Origin of the sequence: Pseudomonas sp. MS15a(2019), assembly GCF_013277805.1 — a bacterium.
Taxonomy (GTDB): Bacteria; Pseudomonadota; Gammaproteobacteria; order Pseudomonadales; family Pseudomonadaceae; genus Chryseomonas; species Chryseomonas benzopyrenica.
The window spans coordinates 500,017-519,640 of sequence record NZ_VBTN01000003.1; the positions used below are offsets into that span (position 1 = coordinate 500,017).

General features: G+C 65.9%; 18 protein-coding genes. 13 read left to right on the forward strand and 5 right to left on the reverse strand.

From position 1 onward, the window contains the following. Nucleotides 1-9: 9 nt before the first annotated feature. From FEZ61_RS05865 to FEZ61_RS05895, 7 genes are all read left to right on the forward strand, one after another. A complete protein-coding gene (locus FEZ61_RS05865) occupies nucleotides 10-837 on the forward strand; it encodes a phosphodiesterase (protein WP_173147721.1) in 828 nt (275 codons plus the stop codon). Between the two features lie 179 nt (nucleotides 838-1,016). Further along, a complete protein-coding gene (locus FEZ61_RS05870; protein ID WP_017641251.1) occupies nucleotides 1,017-1,703 on the forward strand; it encodes a GntR family transcriptional regulator in 687 nt (228 codons plus the stop codon). 40 nt (nucleotides 1,704-1,743) lie between these two features. Beyond that, complete coding sequence (locus FEZ61_RS05875) at nucleotides 1,744-2,550, forward strand: ABC transporter substrate-binding protein (RefSeq protein WP_017641252.1); 807 nt, start codon at nucleotides 1,744-1,746, stop codon at nucleotides 2,548-2,550. A gap of 12 nt (nucleotides 2,551-2,562) precedes the next feature. Next, complete coding sequence (locus FEZ61_RS05880; RefSeq protein WP_173147723.1) at nucleotides 2,563-3,330, forward strand: amino acid ABC transporter permease; 768 nt, start codon at nucleotides 2,563-2,565, stop codon at nucleotides 3,328-3,330. Between the two features lie 2 nt (nucleotides 3,331-3,332). Next, a complete protein-coding gene (locus FEZ61_RS05885) occupies nucleotides 3,333-4,109 on the forward strand; it encodes an amino acid ABC transporter ATP-binding protein (RefSeq protein ID WP_173147725.1) in 777 nt (258 codons plus the stop codon). Between the two features lie 13 nt (nucleotides 4,110-4,122). Next, complete coding sequence (locus tag FEZ61_RS05890) at nucleotides 4,123-5,211, forward strand: polyamine ABC transporter substrate-binding protein (protein ID WP_173147727.1); 1,089 nt, start codon at nucleotides 4,123-4,125, stop codon at nucleotides 5,209-5,211. Between the two features lie 16 nt (nucleotides 5,212-5,227). Then, nucleotides 5,228-6,844, forward strand: a complete 1,617-nt coding sequence (locus tag FEZ61_RS05895; protein ID WP_173147729.1) for a gamma-glutamyltransferase family protein — start codon at nucleotides 5,228-5,230, stop codon at nucleotides 6,842-6,844. 41 nt (nucleotides 6,845-6,885) lie between these two features. Here FEZ61_RS05895 and FEZ61_RS05900 read toward each other — a convergent pair whose 3' ends face one another. Then, on the reverse strand, nucleotides 6,886-9,087 hold the full coding sequence (locus tag FEZ61_RS05900) for an OsmC domain/YcaO domain-containing protein (protein WP_173147730.1): 2,202 nt from the start codon (nucleotides 9,085-9,087) through the stop codon (nucleotides 6,886-6,888). 109 nt (nucleotides 9,088-9,196) lie between these two features. Next, nucleotides 9,197-10,075: a LysR family transcriptional regulator gene (locus FEZ61_RS05905; protein ID WP_093251801.1), complete on the reverse strand. Its 879-nt coding sequence runs from the start codon at nucleotides 10,073-10,075 to the stop codon at nucleotides 9,197-9,199. 106 nt (nucleotides 10,076-10,181) lie between these two features. Here FEZ61_RS05905 and FEZ61_RS05910 point away from each other — a divergent pair, with 106 nt between their 5' ends. From FEZ61_RS05910 to FEZ61_RS05925, 4 genes are all read left to right on the forward strand, one after another. Continuing rightward, a complete protein-coding gene (locus FEZ61_RS05910) occupies nucleotides 10,182-11,045 on the forward strand; it encodes an NmrA family NAD(P)-binding protein (RefSeq protein ID WP_173147733.1) in 864 nt (287 codons plus the stop codon). Between the two features lie 155 nt (nucleotides 11,046-11,200). Beyond that, nucleotides 11,201-11,497, forward strand: coding sequence for a sulfite-sensing transcriptional repressor BigR (gene bigR / locus FEZ61_RS05915; protein WP_201973584.1), 297 nt, complete (start codon nucleotides 11,201-11,203; stop codon nucleotides 11,495-11,497). Continuing rightward, a complete protein-coding gene (locus tag FEZ61_RS05920; RefSeq protein WP_178121337.1) occupies nucleotides 11,494-11,904 on the forward strand; it encodes a YeeE/YedE thiosulfate transporter family protein in 411 nt (136 codons plus the stop codon). Before bigR ends, FEZ61_RS05920 begins: the two co-directional genes overlap by 4 nt. Next, nucleotides 11,901-12,347 carry a DUF6691 family protein gene (locus tag FEZ61_RS05925; protein ID WP_173147737.1) on the forward strand — a complete coding sequence of 149 codons (447 nt, stop codon included), beginning with the start codon at nucleotides 11,901-11,903 and terminating at the stop codon, nucleotides 12,345-12,347. Before FEZ61_RS05920 ends, FEZ61_RS05925 begins: the two co-directional genes overlap by 4 nt. Here FEZ61_RS05925 and FEZ61_RS05930 read toward each other — a convergent pair. Beyond that, nucleotides 12,313-14,721, reverse strand: a complete 2,409-nt coding sequence (locus FEZ61_RS05930) for a membrane-bound PQQ-dependent dehydrogenase, glucose/quinate/shikimate family (protein WP_173147739.1) — start codon at nucleotides 14,719-14,721, stop codon at nucleotides 12,313-12,315. The genes FEZ61_RS05925 and FEZ61_RS05930 overlap by 35 nt on opposite strands. 415 nt (nucleotides 14,722-15,136) lie before the next feature. Between FEZ61_RS05930 and FEZ61_RS05935 the strand changes: the two genes are divergently transcribed. Continuing rightward, nucleotides 15,137-15,847, forward strand: coding sequence for an SOS response-associated peptidase family protein (locus FEZ61_RS05935; RefSeq protein ID WP_093251832.1), 711 nt, complete (start codon nucleotides 15,137-15,139; stop codon nucleotides 15,845-15,847). Nucleotides 15,848-15,899: 52 nt separating this feature from the next. Here FEZ61_RS05935 and FEZ61_RS05940 read toward each other — a convergent pair whose 3' ends face one another. Then, a complete protein-coding gene (locus FEZ61_RS05940; RefSeq protein ID WP_242455113.1) occupies nucleotides 15,900-16,415 on the reverse strand; it encodes a DUF1566 domain-containing protein in 516 nt (171 codons plus the stop codon). A 329-nt stretch (nucleotides 16,416-16,744) separates the two neighbouring features. Here FEZ61_RS05940 and FEZ61_RS05945 point away from each other — a divergent pair, with 329 nt between their 5' ends. Further along, the gene (locus tag FEZ61_RS05945) at nucleotides 16,745-17,305 is read left to right on the forward strand and encodes a hypothetical protein (protein WP_173147743.1); all 561 of its coding nucleotides are present in this window, start codon (nucleotides 16,745-16,747) and stop codon (nucleotides 17,303-17,305) included. A 143-nt stretch (nucleotides 17,306-17,448) separates the two neighbouring features. Here FEZ61_RS05945 and FEZ61_RS05950 read toward each other — a convergent pair whose 3' ends face one another. Continuing rightward, on the reverse strand, nucleotides 17,449-19,479 hold the full coding sequence (locus FEZ61_RS05950) for an ATP-binding protein (protein WP_173147745.1): 2,031 nt from the start codon (nucleotides 19,477-19,479) through the stop codon (nucleotides 17,449-17,451). Nucleotides 19,480-19,624 lie beyond the last annotated feature (145 nt).

The following is a 19,624-nucleotide window of genomic DNA, read 5'->3' on the forward strand; positions in this document are numbered from 1 at the left end:
GAGATCCTCATGTCCGCGCCCTTCCTGCTGGCCCAGCTCAGCGACCTGCACATCAAGGCCGGCGGCCGGCTTTCCTACGGGGTGGTCGATACCCTCGGCGCCCTGCGCCTGGCGGTGGACCGCCTCAACGCCCTGCAGCCGCGCCCGGATGCCCTGGTCATCACCGGCGACCTAGTGGATTTCGGCACTCCCGAGGAATACGCCACCCTGCGTGAAGTGCTGACCGAACTGGTCATGCCCTTCTTCGTCATCCCCGGCAACCACGACGACCGCGCCGCCCTGCGCGCCGCCTTCGCCGACCACCATTATCTACCGACCCAGGGCACCTTGGACTGGCAGCAGGATTGCGGCCCGCTGCGGCTGATCGGCCTGGATACCCATATTCCCGGCGAGCACGGCGGTCGTCTCGATGCGTCTCAGCTGGCCTGGCTCGACGACCAGCTCAGCCAGGCGCCCGCGCAGCCGACCCTGGTGCTCCTGCATCACCCGCCCTTCCCGGTCGGCATCGGTCATATGGATCGCATCGGCCTGGACGGCGGCGCCGAGCTGGAAGCCGTCATCCGCCGTCATCCCCAGGTGGAGCGGCTGCTTTGCGGGCATCTGCACCGGCTGATCCAGCGCCGCTTTGGCGGCACCCTGGCCTGCGTCTGCCCCGGCGTGTCGCACCAGGTCGACCTGGACCTGCGCGAGGCGGCGCCGTCGCGCTTCCGCCTGGAGCCGCCGGGCCTGCTGCTGCATCGCTGGGCGGACGCGGCCCTGGTGACCCACCATCTGCCGCTGGGCAACTATCCCGGGCCCTACCCCTTCTTCGCCGCCGACGGCCAGTTGCTGGACTGACACCGCCCCGTTTCGGGTCCTGAGGTAGCAGAGCGGCCACTGCTGCGACCCAGGGTGGTGCAAAAGGTAACGCCAACGCCTGACGGCGCTGACCTGCGGCCCAGCGCTGGCAAGCACTAGGCTCACTGGCATGAGCCTTGCCTTGGCAGATTGGATACAAAAATCCAGGAAGCCAGTTCATGCCGCTCTCCGCCCTGTCCCGCTCCACTGCCCTGAGCGCCGAAGAAGAGGCCTATCGCCATCTGCTGCAGGCCATCTGCGCCGGTCACTATCGCAATGGCGAGCGGCTGATCGCCGAGGACATCGCCACCACCCTGGGCATGAGCCGCATGCCGGTGCGCAGCGCCTTCCAGCGCCTCGCCGCCGAAGGCCTGGTGATCCTCCGGCCGCATCGCGGCGCGGTGGTCAGCGGTCTGGATCTGGAGGACATGCGCGAGGTGTTCGAGATGCGCAGCGCCCTCGAAGGCCTGGCCATCCGTCTGGCCACGCCCCATGTCGGCCCTCGCGAGATGACGCGCCTGGAACGCCTGCTGGAAGACCTGGACGACGAGCAGGAGCCCGGCGCCTGGGTCGCCCAGCACCGCGCCTTCCACGAATACCTGTGCAGCCTGGCCGGTCGGCCGCGGCTGCTGCGCCAGATCAATGGCCTCTATGCCCTGATCGAGCCGCACATGCAGCTCTGGCTGCACGTCGATCGCCCCCAGTCGGCCCGCGACGAGCACGCGCCCATCCTCGCCGCCCTGCGCGCCGGCGATGCCGCCGAAGCCGAGCGGGTGTTGCGCGAGCACATCGAGGGCACGGTGCCCGACCTGCTGACCTTCATCGAACGATCGGGCGACCAGACCCGACCTGAGCCCCCGCGTTGAGCCATCCGCCCTGCCCACCCCCGTCCTTCCGGAGAAGACCATGACCCGCCACCGGCTTTCTTGCAGTCTGCTCGCCCTGACCCTCGTCGCCGGCTTCACCCAGGCCGCCCCGCAGATCCCCGAGCGCCTGGCCAAGGCGTCCAAGATCACCTATTGCGGCGCTCTCGATACCCCGCCGATCGGCTTCTTCGACGAAGCCCAGAAGCCCAAGGGCCTCACCGTCGACCTCGGCGCCGAGATCGCCAAGCGGCTCGGCGACAAGAAGGTCGACTGGCGCGTGGTGCCCTTCTCCGGCCTGATCCCGGCGCTGCTGGCCGGCCAGTGCGATCTGCTCATCGACCAGCTGTTCGACAAGCCCGAGCGGCGCCAGGTGATCGACATCGTCAACTACATGTACTCCAGCCAGGCGGTGGTGGTGCCGGCGGGCAACAAGGCCGGCATCCACACCCTGGACGACCTCGCCGGCAAGAAGGTGGCGGTGCTCAATGGCTCCACCATCCGCACCCTGCTCGACGCCCACAACGAAGAGCTGAAGAAGGCCGGCAAGGCGCCCATGAAGCTGGTGGCCTACAACAGCGACACCGACGCCTTCCAGGCCCTGCGCCTGGGCCAGACCGACGCCTACGGCACCACCGTGGAAACCGCCGCCTACTACCAGGGCGTGGCGCCCGGGCAGTTCGAGACCGGCGTGCCGGCCTTCGCCCGCATCCTCACCGGGATCGGCGTGCGCAAGGACGACAGCCAGCTCAGCAGCGCCCTCACCCAGATCCTCGCCGACATGAAGGCCGATGGTAGCTACGCCACCCTCATGGCCAAGTGGCACCTGGAAGGCGACAAGCTCGATTAAGGGAAGGCCACGATGAACTTCAGCTGGGATGTGTTCTGGCAGTACCTGCTGCACCCGAGCGACGTCTACCTCTACGGCCTCTGGCTGACCTGCGTCATCGCCATCGGCGCCATGCTGCTGGGCTGCGCGCTCGGCCTGTTGGCGGCGCTGGCGCGACTGTCGCGCTACCGGGCGCTGCAATACCCGGTGCGCGGCTATGTGTGGCTGATGCGCGGCACGCCGCTGCTGGTGCAGATCGTCTTCCTCTACACGGCCCTGGCGGCCGGCGGCATCTTTCGCTTCGAGGACCTGGACCTGGGCTTCCTGGTGATCCCGGGCAACATCCAGGCGGCCATCATCGCCCTGGGCCTCAACGAAGGCGCCTACATGGCCGAGATCATCCGCGCCGGCATCGGTGCGGTGGATCGCGGCCAGTACGAGGCGGCGCGCTCCCTGGGCATGACGCCGGCCAAGCTGATGCGCCGCATCGTGCTGCCCCAGGCGCTGCGGGTGATCATTCCGCCGCTCGGCAACGAGTTCAACGTGATGCTCAAGAACACCACCCTGGTCAGCGTCATCGGGGTGCAGGAGCTGCTGCTCAGCACCCAGATGATCACCTCGGCCACCTTCCGCGTCTTCGAGCTGTACCTGGTGGTGGCCATCTACTTCCTGGTCCTGACCACCCTCTGGGGCTTCTTCCAGGCCTGGCTGGAGCGGCGCTTCGGCAAGGCCGACGGTCACCGGCCCACCGCCACCGGCCGGCTGTTCAGCCTGCAGGGCTTCAAGCTACGGGGACGCTAGCCATGACGACCACGCAAGAATCCGTGATCCAGGCGCTGGAGGTGCACAAGGCCTTCGGCGAGCTGGAGATCCTCAAGGGCGTGACCCTGGAGGTGCGCCGTGGCGAGGTGGTGGTGCTGATCGGCGCCTCCGGCTCGGGCAAGACCACCTTCATCCGCTGCCTCAACCACCTGGAAGACATCCAGGGCGGCACCATTCGCGTCAACGGCGAGCTGATGGGCTTTCGCGAGCGTCCCGACGGATCGAGAGTCAGGGACTCCGAGCGCAATATCGCCCGCCGCCGCCGCGACATCGGCATGGTGTTCCAGAGGTTCAACCTCTTCCCGCACATGACGGTGCTGGAAAACATCATCGAAGCGCCGATCCAGGTGCTGGGCGTGGCGCGCGCCGTCGCCGTGGAGCAGGCCCGCGCCCTGCTCGCCCGGGTGCGGCTGTCCGACAAGGCCGATCACTATCCGGCGCAACTCTCCGGCGGCCAGCAGCAGCGTGTCGCCATCGCCCGCGCCCTGGCGATGAAACCCCAGGCCATGCTGTTCGACGAACCCACCAGCGCCCTCGACCCGGAAACCGTGGGCGAGGTGCTGCAGGTGATGAAGGAGCTGGCCGAAGACGGCATGACCATGGTGGTAGTGACCCACGAGATGGGTTTCGCCCGCGAGGTGGCCGATCGCGTGGTGGTGCTGCACCAGGGCGAACTGATCGAGGAAGGCCCGCCGGCCCAGGTGTTCGGCAATCCCACCCATCCGCGCACCCGCGAATTCCTCAGCCGCGTGCTCTAGACCGGAGACCTCCATGGCCGTTCGTCCCCTGCTGGCCGCCCTCGCCCTCTGCCTGACGCCCCTGACCCAGGCCGCCGAGTCCGAGGTGCGTTTCTACAACTGGTCGGACTACATAGGTCCGAACACCCTCAAGCAGTTCACCGAGGCCAGCGGCGTCCAGGTGCGCTACGACGTCTTCGACACCAACGAGATGCTCGAAGCCAAGCTGCTGTCCGGCCACTCCGGCTATGACCTGGTGGTGCCGTCCAACCAGTTCCTCACCAAGCAGATCAAGGCGGGCGCCTACCAGCCACTGGATCGCAGCCGGCTGTCCAACTGGCAGCATCTGGATCCACGGCTCATGCAGCGCCTGGAAGCGGCCGATCCCGGCAATCGCTACGCCGTCCCCTACCTCTGGGGCACCGTGGGCATCGGCTACAACGCCGCCAAGGTGCGCGCCGCCCTGGGCGATGGCGCCCCAGTGGATTCCTGGGACCTGCTGTTCAAGCCGGAGAACCTGGCCAAACTCAAGGGCTGCGGCGTGGCCCTGCTCGATGCGCCGCAGAAGGTCTTCGCCCAAACCCTGCACTACCTGGGCCTGGACCCCAACAGCCAGAGGCCCGAGGACTACCGCAAGGCTTCCGCGCTGCTGCAGCAGCTCAAGCCGTCGGTGACCTATTTCAGCTCCAGCAAGTACATCACCGACCTGGCCAACGGCGACGTCTGCGTGGCCATGGGCTATTCGGGCGACGTCATGCAGGCTCAGAGCCGCGCCAGGGAAGCCGGCAAGACCAGCGACGTGCGCTACGTGATCCCCAGGGAAGGTGCCAATCTCTGGTTCGACATGCTCGCCATCCCCAAGGACGCCAAGAACTCCAAGGGCGCCCTGGCGCTGATCGACTACCTGCTGCGCCCCGAGGTGATCGCCCCGGTCAGCGACTATGTCGGCTACGCCAACCCCAACCGCGACGCCACCGCTCTGCTCGATGCCAAGGTGCGCGACAACCCGGGCATCTACCCGAGCGAGGCCATCGCCGAGCGCCTCTACGTCTCCGCCGATCTGCCGCCGCAGATCCAGCGGCTGATGACCCGCGAGTGGACCCGCATCAAGACCGGACAATGACCCCGAAGAGCCTGCCATGCTGAATTTCTCTGCCCACGACTACCCCTACGCCTCGCAACGCCAGAGCGTCTTCGCGCGCAATGGCATGGTCGCCACCTCCCAGCCGCTGGCCGCCGAAGCCGGCATCACCATGCTGCGCCAGGGTGGCAACGCCATCGATGCGGCCATCGCCACCGCCGCGGCCCTGACCGTGGTGGAACCTACCGGCAACGCCATTGGCGGCGATGCCTTCGCCCTGGTCTGGGTCAAGGACCAGCTGCACGGCCTGGACGCCAGCGGCCATGCCCCGGCCAGCCTCGACATCGCCACGGTCAAGGCCGCCGGCCACGAGCGCATGCCGGTGCACGGTTGGCTGCCGGTCACGGTGCCGGGCTGCCCCGCGGCCTGGGCCGAGCTGTCGCGCCGCTTCGGCAAGCTGCCCTTCGCCACCCTGTTCGAACCCGCCATCGCCCTGGCCCGCGACGGCTTCCCGGTGTCGCCGGTGGTCGCCCACCAGTGGCGCATCGCCCAGGCCGAGTACCAGGCCAGCCGGGACCAGGCGCCCGAGCTGGAAGCCTGGTTCGACACCTTCCTCATCGACGGCCAGGCGCCGGTTGCCGGCCAGCTGTTCCGCAATCCGGCCCAGGCGCGCACCCTGGAAGAACTGGCACAGACCCGCTGTGAGAGCTTCTACCGGGGCGCCATCGCCAAGCGCCTGGCGGATCATGCCGCGGCCAGCGGCGGCCAGCTGAGCGCAGCGGACCTGGCCGGCTACCAGCCGCGCTGGGTGGAGCCGATCAAGGTCGACTACCGCGGTTATCAGGTGTGGGAGATTCCGCCGAGTGGCCAGGGCCTGATCGCCCTCATGACCCTGAACATCCTCAAGGGTTACGACTTCGACCAGCGCGACAGCCAGCTCACCTGGCATCGTCAGCTGGAGGCCATGAAGAAGGCCTATGCCGACGGCCTGCATTACATCACCGATCCCGAGCACATGCGCGTTGCCGCCAGCGTCCTGCTGGACGACGCCTACGCCGACCGCCGCCGCGCCGAGATCACCGACCAGGCCCATCCGCCGCTGCATGGCGATCCCCAGGCCAGCGGCACCGTCTACATCGCCACCGCCGATGGTGAGGGCAACATGGTGTCCTTCATCCAGAGCGCCTACCACGGCTTCGGCTCCGGCGTGGTCCTGCCCGACAGCGGCATCGGCCTGCAGAATCGCGGTTCGGAATTCAGCCTGGATGCCGGGCACTCCAACGCCCTGGCGCCGGGCAAGCAGACCTTCCACACCATCATCCCAGGCTTCCTGAGCAAGGGTGACGTGCCCATCGGCCCCTTCGGCGTCATGGGTGGCTACATGCAGCCCCAGGGGCATGTGCAGATGGTGATGAACCTGGTGGACTTCGGCCTCAATCCCCAGGCGGCGCTGGACGCCCCGCGCTGGCAGTGGCTGGGGGAGATGAAGGTCGGCATCGAACAGGCGGCTTCGCGCGCCCTGGCCAGTGGCCTGGCGCGGCGCGGTCACCAGATCGAGATCGCCCACGATTCCACCGACTTCGGTCGCGGCCAGATCATCGTCCGCGATCCGCAGACCGGCGTGCTCTGCGGCGGCACCGAGCCGCGCGCGGATTCCCATATCGCGGTCTGCTGACCGCCGGAACGGCCCCGCCCGGCTCCGGGCGGGGCGCTCCCTCAGAGCGCGATACCGGCCGCCCTGGCACGGGCGGCGTGCAGCTTGCGATAGCTGTCGATCAGCCGCAGGTGCTTGTCGAGGCCTTCCAGCCTGAGGCTGGTGGGCGTCAGGCCAGGGAAGCGTACCTCGCCCGAGACCGAGCCCAGGGCAGCGTCCAGGCGCTCGTTGCCGAACATCCGGCGGAAGTTGACCTCGAAGTCGGCCAGTTCCAGTTCGTCGTCCAGCTCGACTTCCAGCACCGCATTGAGCGCCTGGTAGAACAGGCCACGCTCCAGGGTGTTGTCGTTGAACTGCAGGAAGGTCTCGACCTCTTCCTTGGCCTCTTCGAACTGCTGAAGCGCCAGATGGATGAGCAGCTTGAGCTCCAGCACGGTCAGCTGACCCCAGACGGTGTTCTCGTCGAACTCCACGCCGATCAGGGTGGCGATGCGGGTGTAGTCGTCCACCTGGGTATCGTCCAGGCGTTCGAGCAGGGACTCCAGGGCCGCATCGTCCAGCTGGTGCAGGGTGAGGATGTCCTCGCGCACCGCCAGCGCCTTGTTGGTGTTGTCCCAGATCAGGTCCTCGACCGGATAGATCTCCGAATAGCCGGGCACCAGGATGCGGCAGGCCGGCGCGCCCAACTCCTCGTACACCGCCATGTAGGCTTCCAGATCCCGTTCGGCGAGGATGCCGAACAGGGTGGCGGCCTCCTGGGCGGTGGCGTCTTCGCCCTCGCTGGAGAAATCCCAGTCGACGAAATCATGGTCGGCCCTGGCGCTGAAGAAGCGCCAGGAGACCAGGCCACTGGAGTCGATGAAGTGCTCGACGAAGTTGTTCGGCTCCATCAGCGCCTGGCTCTCGAAGGTCGGCTGCGGCAGGTCGTTGAGGCCTTCGAAGCTGCGGCCCTGCAACAGCTCGGTGAGGCTGCGCTCCAGGGCGATCTCCAGGCGCGGATGGGCGCCAAAGGAAGCGAACACCCCACCGGTGCGCGGGTTCATCAGGGTCACGCACATCACCGGGAATTCGCCGCCCAGGGAGGCATCCTTGACCAGCACCGGAAAGCCCTGGGCCTCCAGGCCGCGGATGCCCTCGACGATGGCGGGATAGCGCGCCAGCACCGCCTCGGGCACGTCGGGCAACGCCAGTTCGCCTTCGAGGATCTCGCGCTTCACCGCCCGCTCGAAGATTTCCGACAGGCACTGCACCTGGGCTTCGGCCAGGGTGTTGCCGGCGCTCATGCCGTTGCTGAGGTAGAGGTTCTCGATCAGGTTCGAGGGGAAGTACACCACCTCGCCATCGGACTGGCGCACGAAGGGCAGCGCGCAGATGCCGCGCGCCACGTTGCCGGAGTTGGTGTCGTGCAGGTGCGAGGCGCGCAATTCGCCTTCCGGGTCGTAGAGCTTGCGGCAATGGCGGTCGAGGATCTCCCGGGGCAGCGCGTCCTTGGGCCCGGGCTGGAACCAGCGCTCGTCGGGGTGGTGGACGAAGGCCGCGTTGCCGATGGCCTCGCCCCAGTACTGGTCGTTGTAGAAGAAATTGCAGTTGAGGCGCTCGATGAATTCGCCCAGCGCCGAGGCCAGGGCGGCTTCCTTGGTCGCGCCCTTGCCGTTGGTGAAGCACAGCGCCGACTGCACATCGCGCAGGTGCAGCGACCAGACGTTGGGCACGATGTTGCGCCAGGAGGCGATCTCCACCTTCATGCCCAGGTCAGCGAGGATGCCGGAGAGCTTGGCGATGGTCTCTTCCAGCGGTCGGTCCTTGCCGGGAATGTAGGTCTCGCTGCCGGTATCGCTGGGCAACAGCAGGGCCTGGGCGTCGGCGTCCAAACTCTCCACCGCTTCGATGATGAAATCGGGGCCGGCCTGCACCGCCTTCTTCACCGTGCAGCGGTCGATGGATCTGAGGATGCCCTGGCGATCCTTGTCGGAGAGATCCGCCGGCAGCTCGACCTGGATCTTGAACGTCTGCTTGTAGCGGTTCTCCGGGTCGACGATGTTGCTTTGCGCCAGGCGGATGTTGTCGGTGGGGATGTCGCGGGTCTGGCAGTAGAGCTTGACGAAATAGGCCGCGCAGAGCGCCGAGGACGCCAGGAAATAGTCGAAGGGCCCCGGGGCGGAGCCGTCACCCTTGTAGCGGATGGGCTGATCGGCGATCACCGAGAAGTCGTCGAACTTGGCCTCGAGCCTCAGGTTGTCGAGAAAATTGACCTTGATTTCCATGCACAGCATTCCGGTTTGGAGACAGATTGGCCGCCATTATCCGGACAAAGGGCTGCGGGTGATACGCAGGCTGTCGTTCCGTGGACCACGGGGCAGGCCTCGTCAGTCGCTAGTCCAGCAGAAAGGTGCCGTCTGGATACCGTGCGCAGAGGAAGTCGACGAAGGCCTTCACCTTGGGGCTCTGCAGTCGTCGCGAGGTGTGCAGCACCCAGAGTTCGGTCTCACCGGCGAGGGTGCCCCAGCGCCTGAGCGCGCCTTCGTCCAGCTGACGTTGCACCAGCGAAAGCGGTAATAGCGCCGCACCCGCCCCGGCCAGTACCGCCTCGCGGATGGTCAGCAGCGAAGTCAGCTGCAAGACCGGCTGGGGCAGGAAGCGCTCCCCATCCTCCGTCAGTGTCCAGACCTCGCCCTCGCGCTGGCCGGGCATGACCACCGCAGGCAGAGGTGCAGGTTCGGCGCCAGACGCGAGAGGGCCTTCGAGGCCCGGCGCAGCGACCAGCACCCGGCGGTCCCGGGCGAAGCAGCGACCCACCAGGGTGCTGTCGGGCGCGGGGTTGATACGAATGGCCAGGTCGAAGTGTTCCTCCACCAGATCGGCCAGGCGATCCTCGGCCACCACCTCGATGAGGATCTCGGGGTACTGCCGCCGGAAATCCGCACTCAGCCGGCCCAGCGCCACCTGGGAGAACAGCAGCGGCGCCGCGATGCGCAGCCGCCCGCGGGGTACGGCCACGCCCTCCTGCACCGCGGCCACCGCCTCCTGAATCTCGCGCAGCGGCCCCAGGGTACGGGCCGCCAATTCAGCACCGGCAGGCGTTAGGACGAGGCTGCGCCCGCCGCGCTCGATCAGGCGTATCCCCAGCGCCTCTTCCAATTCGGCCAGCCGCCGCGACAGGCTGGCCTTGGGTCGGCCACTGGCACGACTGGCCTTGCCAATGCCGCCATGAGTGGCGATGAGCTGAAAATCGGCCAGCAGGCTGAAGTCCATCAAGCTGTCTCAATAATGGAACGGTATGTCCCTATCCTAGCGGCTATTGGCCTAAGGTGGGACGACTTAAGGTGGCTCTACCCCTCACCCACCTGGAGTTACCGACATGACCATCCTCGTCACTGGCGCCACCGGCCGCGTAGGCCGCCACCTCGTCCACCAACTGGTACAGCGCCAGGCCAAGGTCCGGGTGCTGACACGCAATCCGGCCAACGCCATTTTCCCCGCCGCGGTGGAAGTCATCCGGGGCGACCTGCTGGATCTCGATTCACTGCGCAGCGCCTTCGCTGGCGTTTCCACCCTCTTCCTGCTCAACGCCGTGACCGGCGACGAATTCACCCAGGCGCTCATCACCCTCAACATCGCCCGGGAAAGCGGGGTCGAGCGGATCGTCTATCTCTCGGTCTTTGGCGCTGACACCGCGGTCAACGTGCCGCACTTCGCCGTGAAGTTCGGCGGCGAGCGGATGCTGGACGCCATGGGTTTCAGTGCCACCGTCCTGCGGCCCACCTACTTCATCGACAACGAGGTCATGATCAAGGACATCATCCTGCAGCATGGGATCTATCCCATGCCCATCGGCAGCAAGGGCGTGGCCATGGTCGACGCCCGGGATATCGCCGAGGTCGCAGCCCTCGAACTCATCCGCCGCGACCAGGCGCCAGGCAGGCTGCCCAGCGAAACGATCAACCTGGTCGGCCCGGACAGCCTCACCGGCGCAGGCGCCGCGGCGATCTGGAGCGAACTGCTGGGCCGCCCCATCCACTACGCCGGTGACGATCCGCGCGGCTTCGAGCAGAACATGGCGACCTTCATGCCGGCCTGGATGGCCTACGAAATGAGACTCATGGCCGAGCGCTATGTCAGCGACGGCATGCTTCCGCAACCTGGGGACCGTGAGCGGCTGGTGCAAATGCTCGGGCGCCCGCTGCACAGCTATCGCGACTTCGCCCGGTCGCTGATCGACTGACCGTGCGCCACCCCTGAGCCTGGGCCGCCCGACGACCCCGACTTGCCAGCTAGACAATATACATTATATAAAACTGTATATTGAATAAGTCGGGCTTGCTCATGACCACTCCACCTACCAGCCCCACCCCAGGCGCGGTCCTCTCCCCCCAGGACATGCAGACCCGCGCCCGGGAGGTGGCCGCCCTACTCAAGACCCTGGCGCATCCGGTTCGCCTGCTGCTGGCCTGCGCCCTCGCCGAAGGTGAGTACGCGGTCGGCGAACTGGAAGCCCGTCTGGATATTCATCAGCCGACCCTTTCCCAACAACTCGGCGTGCTGCGTGAGGCTGGCCTGGTCACCACCCGCCGCGAGGCCAAGCAGATCTTCTACCGGCTCACCGAAGACAAGGCCGCCCAGCTGCTGCAGGCGCTCTACCAGATCTTCTGCCAGCCCGAGAGCCAGACACCATGATCCTCGTCTCCTATATGCCCCCCCTGGGCGGCGGTCTGCTGCTGGGCCTGGCCGCCAGCCTGCTGTTGCTGGTCAATGGGCGGATCGCCGGCATCAGCGGGATCTTCGGCCGGCTGCTCGGCGGACAGCAGGCCGGCACCGGCCTGGTCTTCGTGCTGGGCCTGGTGCTGGGACCGCTGCTGGTGAGCGGCCTGCACGCGCCTCCCTCCCTGACCGTGGACGCGACCTGGCCTCAACTGCTACTGGCGGGGCTGCTGGTCGGTTTCGGGACGCGGCTGGGCTCGGGCTGCACCTCCGGCCATGGCATCCTCGGCGTGGCCCGAGGTTCGCGCCGCTCGCTGGCCGCCACCGCCGTCTTCCTGGCCTGTGGCCTGGCCACGGCCACCCTGCTGGGGCTGCTGCGATGAAATCGTGGCGACTGGTCGTAGCGCTGCTAGCTGGCCTGCTCTTCGGTAGCGGCCTGGCCCTCTCGGGGATGCTCGATCCCGCCCGCGTGCTGGGTTTTCTCGATCTCGCCAGCGGACACTGGGACCCTGGCATGCTGTTCGTGCTGGGCGGCGCCCTGCTGGTGGCGCTGCCCGCGGTCCAGCTCCAGCGCCGGCTGGCGCGGCCCCTGCTCGACAGCGCCTTTCACCTGCCGCCCACCGTACCTGTCGACCGCCGCCTGCTACTAGGCTCCCTGCTCTTTGGCCTTGGCTGGGGGCTGGCCGGGCTATGCCCCGGGCCCGCGCTGGCGGGCCTGGGGTTGGGTATCGCCAAGGTCCAGGGTTTCGTCGTGGCCATGGTACTGGGGATGGTGCTGCATGACCGCCGCGCTAGTGGGCATTTCCAGGCAAGGCGTAGGCCTTGAGGTAGTCCCCCGCCTTGGTGCCCAGACCACCATGACCACCTGCGGCGATGACCACATACTGGCGGCCATCACGCCCGGTATAGGTCATGGGCGTCGCCTGGCCCCCCGCGGGGAGGCGCGTCTTCCAAAGCTCCTGGCCGCTGGCCGCGGAAAAGGCCCTCATGTAGTTGTCCGCCGTGGCGCCCATGAAGATCAGCCCCGAGCGGGTATTGATCTGGCCGCCGATATTGAACATGCCGGTGGGAAACGGCGGCGCCACGTGCAGGCCCAGAGGGCCCATGTCGCGGGTGGTACCCACGTCATGCTGCCAGGCCAGGGTGCGGGATTTCAGGTCCACGGCCGCCAGCTGTCCCCAGGGCGGCGCCTTGCAGGGCGCACCGAGCAGGCCGAGCCAGGGATCGACCTTGACCACATAGGGCGTGCCGTATTGCGGGTTGATGGCGAACTTCTTCGGCCGCGGCGGTGTGCCCTTGCCGTCCCAGGGCTCCACCAGCCCTTCGCGCTCGGCATCCGCCCGGGCATAGACCTCGGCCTTGAAGGGGATGTAGCTGAGGTTGGCATAGAGGCGCTTGCGCTCCGGGTCGATGGAGGCGCCGTGCCAGTCGATCACGCCGTCGAACGCCGGATACACCAGGGTGGTCTTGTCCAGCTCGAAGGGCGTGAAGGCGCCCTTGTAGTTCATCTGGCGGAATTCGATCCGGCACAGCAACTGGTCCTGGGGCGACACGCCCCAGGTGTCGGACTCCCTGATCTCCGGCGGCGCGAAGGTGGGCATGCCCGTCGAATAGGGTTGGGTCGGCGCGACATGTTCCTCCGGCAGCCCGCCCCGGGGGGCCGGCTTTTCCTCGACCTGGGCGATGGGTTCGCCGGTCACCCGATTGAGCATGAAGAGTTCGCCGCGCTTGGTGGTCTGCACCAGCGCGGGGACGCTGTTGCCATTGCCGTCCGGCAGGTCCACCAGCGATGGCCCTATGGGTACGTCCATGTCCCAGAGGTCATGGTGCAGCGTCTGGAAACTCCAACGCGGCGCACCCGTGTCCACGTCCAGCGCCACCAGGGAGCTGGAATACTTCTCGTCGAAAGGTCTGCGCTCGGCGCCGTAGTAGTCGGGCACCGCATTGCCGGTGGGTAGGTAGATGATCCCGCGCGCTACATCGGCGGTATAGACGCCCCAGGCGTTGGGCGTGCCCCGGGTGAAGGTCTGGTCTGGCGCCGGATGGACCACCGGATCGTCCGGATGGCCGATATCCCAGGCCCAGACGATCTCGCCATTGATGGGGTTGAAGGCCCGCACGGCGCCTGATGGCTCGTTGGTCTTCTGGCCGTCATAGATCCAGCCCCCGAGCACCACGCGGTCGTGGATCACCAGCGGTGGCGAGGTCACGAAGTGAAAGCCCTTGGGTACCTCGCCCAGATACTGCCGCAGCGAGACATAACCGCCTTTGCCGAAGTCCTGGCACAGCTCCCCGGTACGAGCATTGAGGGCCATGATGCGGGCATCGCCCACCGACGAGATGATGCGCTCCGGACAGGCCGTCGCCGTTCCTTCGGGGGCCTTGTAGTAGGCCACGCCACGGCAGGCCAGGTAGGCATTGTTCGAGGTATCGGCGCGCGGATCGAAGCGCCAGCGCTGCTCGCCGGTGTCCGGATCGAGGGCGATGACTTCCCGGTGCGGGGTGCAGAAGTAGAGGGTGTCGCCAACCTTGATCGGCGTGGCCTCGAAGTTGAATTCGTAGCCGTGCTTGTTTTCGTCGCCCCTGGGCAGATCGCCCGTGCGGTAGGTCCAGGCCTCCTGCAACTGGCTGACATTGTCAGGCGTGATCTGCGCCAGCGGCGACCAGCGCTCGCCTTCGGCGGTGCGCCCATAGAAATTCCAGTCACCCTCGGCGACACCCGAGGCATTGGTAGTCACCTGGCTACCTGGCGCGACGGCTGCCAGAGGCTGGTCTGGCGGATAGGGATGGGCGAAGAACAGCCCGCCGACCAGGACCGCGGCGGCCAGGGGAACGATCACATAGCCTGCCCCTGAAACCCTGCGGTTGCCGTCCAGGCGCCGACGGATGAAGGGCAACAGCAGATAGAGCCCCAGCAGGGTCGGTAGCATGAGTCGGGGTTCGAGCTTCCAGACGTCGGGGCCAACCTCCCAGAACGCCCACAGTACGCTGCCCAGCCAGACGAGGCCGTACACCCACAGCGCCAGCCGGCGCCCCTTCATCAGCAAGCTGCCGGTCAGGCAGAGGCCTATGCCGGCAACCAGGTAATAGGCGCTGCCGCCCAACAGCAGCAGCCAGGCCCCGCCAGCGGCCAGCAGTATGCCGAGGAGCAGGATGAGCAAGCCGGATAACCGGGGTTTCGTCAGGAGCCAGGACTTCATGCGTCTTATCCGCCAGGTTTGTTGTTCTCCACTGGCAGACTAGGCACGACCGGCTGGTGTTCAAATGTTTTGCAAGAAATTTCAAAGATGGCGAGGGGTGGAACTAGCCTTGCTCTGCCTACTTGCCGGCTCACTCGCCTGAAGATCGCCCGAGCTGGACCGCCGTGACCCTTCCTCACTACGGGCATTGCCTGGCCACGACCTGTGCAGAGGCCCTCCTCCCGATCAGCCACCACCGGTCTCGTTTTCATGATGAGGCCGGCGCGGACGCTGCGGGTACTTCAGCCAAACGTCACTGTCCAAGCCTCTGACAGGTTGCCTCGGCGAACAGCGGGCAGTGGACTTCCGCTTGCGGACCGTCCAGGCCAGCGCCAAAAGCGCCACTCGCCTTGATCCCTTGCCCCAGGAGGCGCCCATGTGTGGCCGCTTTGCCCAGTACCGTTACGCTCTCGACTATCTGGACGCCCTGGGCGCCAATGCGGCTGACGTCCGCACCGGCCTGGAACCTCGCGCCCTGGGCCGCTACAACGTGGCACCCGGCACCCGGGTGCTGCTGCTCAATCAGCAGGAGGATGGCTTGCACCTGGACCCGGTGCTCTGGGGCTACCAGCCTGCCTGGGCGCGCCAGGCCAAGCGTCCGCCCGTGATCAATGCCCGCGTCGAAACGGCGGCCACCAGCCGGATGTTTCGCGGCCTCTGGCAAAGGGGCCGCGCCCTGGTGATCGCGGATGGCTGGTACGAATGGAAAAAGGATCCTGAGGACCCGAAGCGCAAGCAGCCCTATTTCATCCAGCTGAAATCCGGCGAGCCGCTGTTCTTCGCCGCCATCGGCCACTTCCGGCCGGCAGACCAGGCACCCCAGGAGGATGATGGCTTCGTCATCGTCACCGCAGCTTCCGACGCCGGCATGGTCGATATCCATGACCGCCGCCCCCTGGTCCTGCCCCCGACCATTGCCCGCGAATGGCTGGATCCCGAGCTGTCCATGGAACGCGCCGCCGAGATTGGTGAGATCGAAGGAACGCCGGTGGAGGCCTTCCACTGGTATCCGGTCGGCAAAGCCGTGGGCAGCGTGAAGAACGATGGGCCTGAACTGCTAGAGCGGATCGCCGAGCCACTGGTGTAGGCGCGATCAGCGTGAGCCTTGTAATCCAGCCCGCCGCGCCCATGGTCTGCCCTTATTGCCTCTTGCCCTTGGCATCCTTGACCAGCAAGACACCAAGACCGAAGCCAGCGGAGTGCATATCCAGACCGCCAACGCTGAAATTGAGGAAGTAGAACATTCCCGGCAAGGCCTCCGAACTCGTCCAGATCTTCGCGCCTTCGCCGAAATCCGCCGCTGCGACATTGGGAAAGACGCGTCGATCAAGCTTCAGGCCCGCGCAGCTTTCCACCAACAGGGTCTCCAGCTCAGGCTCCGTGGGCAGGCGCCACTCGCCGAGAACAGCCTGAGCGGCGCGCTGGGCCTCCTTCTGCGAGTACCCCTTTGCCACACCCTCGCAACCCTTGGTCCGTGCGTTCCAGGTCGTTCCCAGCAGACAACGCTTCCAGACCAGTTGGGCCTGGCTGTCCAGGGCGCTGTCGCCCGCGATCTGCAGTTGTAGTGGCGGATGCTCGACGCAGGTGGCCGCTACTGCCGAACTCAACAGGAGCCCCCCAAAACACGACAACCCCACTCCCAGCCTCATCAACATCCCTTGCAAAATAACTACTCCAGAAACGCCAAACAGCAATTAAGACCAAATAAACGAGCGCGTGTATATCATGAAAAACAAACAACAAAAATACTACGAACGCACTATCAATACTTTATAAGGCCTTGATTCCAAGTGACTTATCCAAACTGCCACGCCTTTTTCCTGAAGATCATAAGCTTGCAGCCGTTCTTTGTAATAACCTAGAACCACGCCGGCAAACTTATAGAAACTTATCGCCAGAAGAATGGATAACGCCGGCCGAAGCATGATTCCAGCGGCTTATCCATGACTCCAACCGTATCATCTTCGTTAAATGGCCAAGCTCGATGAAAATCATACTGATGCGCCATGGCAAGCCGGCGCTGAAGAGCTGTCCCGCCATGGCCTCCTCTGCTATGGCGCGCTGGATCGCGGACTATGATCGGTCCGAAATAGGCACGGATACCCCCACTTCGGAGGCAATAGCCGCAGTCAGGGATATCGGCCTGACAGCCACCAGCACTGCCCCACGTGCCCTGACCTCTCTCGCCGCGCTGGGCATAGCACCAACCATCAGGGATTCGGTCTTCTGCGAGGCAGCGCTGCCCGTGGTGAGCGTTCCGATTCTGCGCCTGTCGCCCTTCACCTGGGCGTTCGTCTTTCGTCTGCTCTGGCTCTGCGGGCTGGCGAAGGAGTCGGAGTCCTATGCCCAGGCAAAGGGGCGGGCGCACCAGGCGGCGGATCAGCTCGTCGCTCTGGCCGGGCGCACCCCGGGAAGCGTATTGCTGCTGGGACACGGCTTCATGAACCGCCTGATCGCCAGGCAGCTGCAGCGTGGCGGCTGGGCCGCAACAGGCAATAGCGGTAGTGGCTACTGGAGCGTTGCCGTCTATGAAAAGGCGGGGTAACGCCGTCTTCGGTAAGCGCCTTTGACCAAGGACGGGTAACGTTCCCCTTTGCGGTTCGTCGCCAGAGCACCAGAACGGTCTTTACGCCTCAGGGGCGCTGCCAGACGCAAGCCCGGCAGCCCTGCTTCAACGAAGACCCGCCCTCAACCCTCCGGATTCAGCATCTCGTTGATCTTGTTGGCCAGGGTATCGATGGCGAAGGGCTTGGTGATGATCTCCATGTTGGCGGCGAGATAACCACTCACGTTCGAGCCTTCCGCATAACCGCTCGCCAACAGCACCCTGAGCTCCGGACGATTGGCCTGGGCCAGGTCCGCCAGTTGGCGGCCATTCATGCCAGGCAGACCCACATCGGAAATCATCAGATCGATGCGTTGAGGATTCTCCAGGAAGGGTATGGCCTCCTGGGCATCCGCTGCTTCCAGGGTCCGGTAGCCCAGTTCACCCAGCACCTCCAGGATCAGGGAGCGAACCACGGCCTCATCTTCGACGACCAGGACCACCTCGCCGCCTCCCAGAGGCGCAGCCTTCTGCTCCTCGACCGCGAGGATGCCCACCTCCCCACCCAGGCACGGCATGTAGAGTTGCACCCTTGTTCCTTTCCCCGGTTGCGAGAGGATACGGACGGCGCCATTGGCCTGGCGCATGTAGCCATACACCATGGACAACCCCAGGCCCGTGCCCTGCCCGATCGGCTTGGTGGTGTAGAAGGGCTCGAAGACCTTGGCCAGGACCTCGGGAGTCATGCCCAGACCGGTATCGGCGACGGAGAGCATCACGTAGTCGCCCTCCTTGAGCTCCATGGCCGCGCCCTGCTCTGCGGTGACGTGCACGGCTGAGGTGGCGATGGTAATGGTGCCGCCATCGGGCATGGCATCGCGGGCGTTGATGGCCAGGTTGATGATGGCGCTTTCCAACTGGTTGGCATCCATCCGCACCAGCGACAGGCCGGCGGCCAGCTGCGTCCGGATGGCGATGTTTTCCCGGGTCGTGCGATGCAGGAGGTCTTCCAGCGAGGCCACCAGTGGATTGACCTCGAGCGGTTTGAGATCGAGGGTCTGCCGGCGGGAAAACGCCAGTAGCCGCTGGGTAAGCGCCGCCGCCCGCTGGGCCGAGGTGACCGCCGCGTTGATGTAGCGCTCGTCCTCACTCGCATCGCCACCGCGTCGGCGCCGTTGCATCAGCTCTAGGCTGCCAATGACGCCCGTGAGCAAGTTGTTGAAGTCATGGGCGATACCACCGGTGAGCTGACCGACCGCCTCCATCTTCTGCGCCTGGTGCAGGGTGTCTTCCACCCGGGAGCGCTCGGCCACCTCGGCGGAGACGCGCGCTTCCAGCGTCTCGTTGAGTTCGAACAGCGCCTTCTCGGCTCGCTTGCGGGCGGTGATGTCGACGCAGGTGCCGGTCACATAGGACGGCTGGCCAGCGGCGTCGCGAAAGACCTTGCCCTTGCTCAGCAGCCACTGCTCTCCTGCCCCGCGGTGGAGCCGAAACTCGACAGCGAAATCCTTCCCCTGCAGGCAATCGGCCAGGCATCCGCGTAGCACGTCCCTGTCGCCCCCATGCACGAAGTCCAGGAAGCGCTCGACGGGATTCGTCGTCAGGACATCGGGCAGGCCGAAAAGCTGTTGGAGGGCGCTATCGCAATAGAAGCGACATTCGTCGAGGTACCAGTCGAAGATACCGGCTTCGGAGGCAAGCAGCGCCGCCCGAAAGCGTTCGTCGGCGAGCTTGAGACTAGGGCGGGAATGTTGCTGGGCCAGCACCTGTTCGGTGACGTCTTCGGTCTGGTGGATGATGTAGATCACCTCACCCTGGTCGTCCAGCACCGGAACGTTCAACGGACTCCAGTAACGCACCTCGAAGCCGCCGCCTTCGCTGGACCGCCGCGGAATGTCGTACTGGGTCACCGCCATGCGATCGGGCTCACGGCTCTGCATCACCCGCTCCAGCGAAGCGCGCAACACGCCGGCGCCGAATTCCGACCTGCCGTCGGGATTGCGGCCGAACACCTCGAATATCGACCGCCCCATGCAGTCTTCACGGCGGGTATTGGTGCCGCGCAGGCGTCCTTCGTTGGCTGCCACCATGATGAAGTCAGGACCTGGAGAGAGCACCAGCACCAGATGGGGAAGTCCTTCGAACAGCAACTGGAAGTTTGGATCCTGACGCATTGGCACCTGCGGAGTCGGTCGTCGCGAAGCGAGTCGATGCCTGGTCTAGTCCAGACACCCCTGTCTTGTCTCCTTCAGTGGAGGCCGATCGCCAGCGCTCGGTTCAACTAAGAAGACGAGACGCCTTTGGTGGAGCCATGAAGCA

Excerpts from the sequence above, each read along its gene's own strand:
- FEZ61_RS05865 (WP_173147721.1), top strand. The coding sequence starts at position 10 with ATGTCCGCGCCCTTCCTGCTGGCCCAGCTCAGCGACCTGCACATCAAG.
- FEZ61_RS05870 (WP_017641251.1), top strand. The coding sequence starts at position 1,017 with ATGCCGCTCTCCGCCCTGTCCCGCTCCACTGCCCTGAGCGCCGAAGAA.
- FEZ61_RS05875 (WP_017641252.1), top strand. The coding sequence starts at position 1,744 with ATGACCCGCCACCGGCTTTCTTGCAGTCTGCTCGCCCTGACCCTCGTC.
- FEZ61_RS05880 (WP_173147723.1), top strand. The coding sequence starts at position 2,563 with ATGAACTTCAGCTGGGATGTGTTCTGGCAGTACCTGCTGCACCCGAGC.
- FEZ61_RS05885 (WP_173147725.1), top strand. The coding sequence starts at position 3,333 with ATGACGACCACGCAAGAATCCGTGATCCAGGCGCTGGAGGTGCACAAG.
- FEZ61_RS05890 (WP_173147727.1), top strand. The coding sequence starts at position 4,123 with ATGGCCGTTCGTCCCCTGCTGGCCGCCCTCGCCCTCTGCCTGACGCCC.
- FEZ61_RS05895 (WP_173147729.1), top strand. The coding sequence starts at position 5,228 with ATGCTGAATTTCTCTGCCCACGACTACCCCTACGCCTCGCAACGCCAG.
- FEZ61_RS05900 (WP_173147730.1), bottom strand. The coding sequence starts at position 9,087 with ATGGAAATCAAGGTCAATTTTCTCGACAACCTGAGGCTCGAGGCCAAG.
- FEZ61_RS05905 (WP_093251801.1), bottom strand. The coding sequence starts at position 10,075 with ATGGACTTCAGCCTGCTGGCCGATTTTCAGCTCATCGCCACTCATGGC.
- FEZ61_RS05910 (WP_173147733.1), top strand. The coding sequence starts at position 10,182 with ATGACCATCCTCGTCACTGGCGCCACCGGCCGCGTAGGCCGCCACCTC.
- bigR (WP_201973584.1), top strand. The coding sequence starts at position 11,201 with ATGCAGACCCGCGCCCGGGAGGTGGCCGCCCTACTCAAGACCCTGGCG.
- FEZ61_RS05920 (WP_178121337.1), top strand. The coding sequence starts at position 11,494 with ATGATCCTCGTCTCCTATATGCCCCCCCTGGGCGGCGGTCTGCTGCTG.
- FEZ61_RS05925 (WP_173147737.1), top strand. The coding sequence starts at position 11,901 with ATGAAATCGTGGCGACTGGTCGTAGCGCTGCTAGCTGGCCTGCTCTTC.
- FEZ61_RS05930 (WP_173147739.1), bottom strand. The coding sequence starts at position 14,721 with ATGAAGTCCTGGCTCCTGACGAAACCCCGGTTATCCGGCTTGCTCATC.
- FEZ61_RS05935 (WP_093251832.1), top strand. The coding sequence starts at position 15,137 with ATGTGTGGCCGCTTTGCCCAGTACCGTTACGCTCTCGACTATCTGGAC.
- FEZ61_RS05940 (WP_242455113.1), bottom strand. The coding sequence starts at position 16,415 with ATGTTGATGAGGCTGGGAGTGGGGTTGTCGTGTTTTGGGGGGCTCCTG.
- FEZ61_RS05945 (WP_173147743.1), top strand. The coding sequence starts at position 16,745 with ATGAAAATCATACTGATGCGCCATGGCAAGCCGGCGCTGAAGAGCTGT.
- FEZ61_RS05950 (WP_173147745.1), bottom strand. The coding sequence starts at position 19,479 with ATGCGTCAGGATCCAAACTTCCAGTTGCTGTTCGAAGGACTTCCCCAT.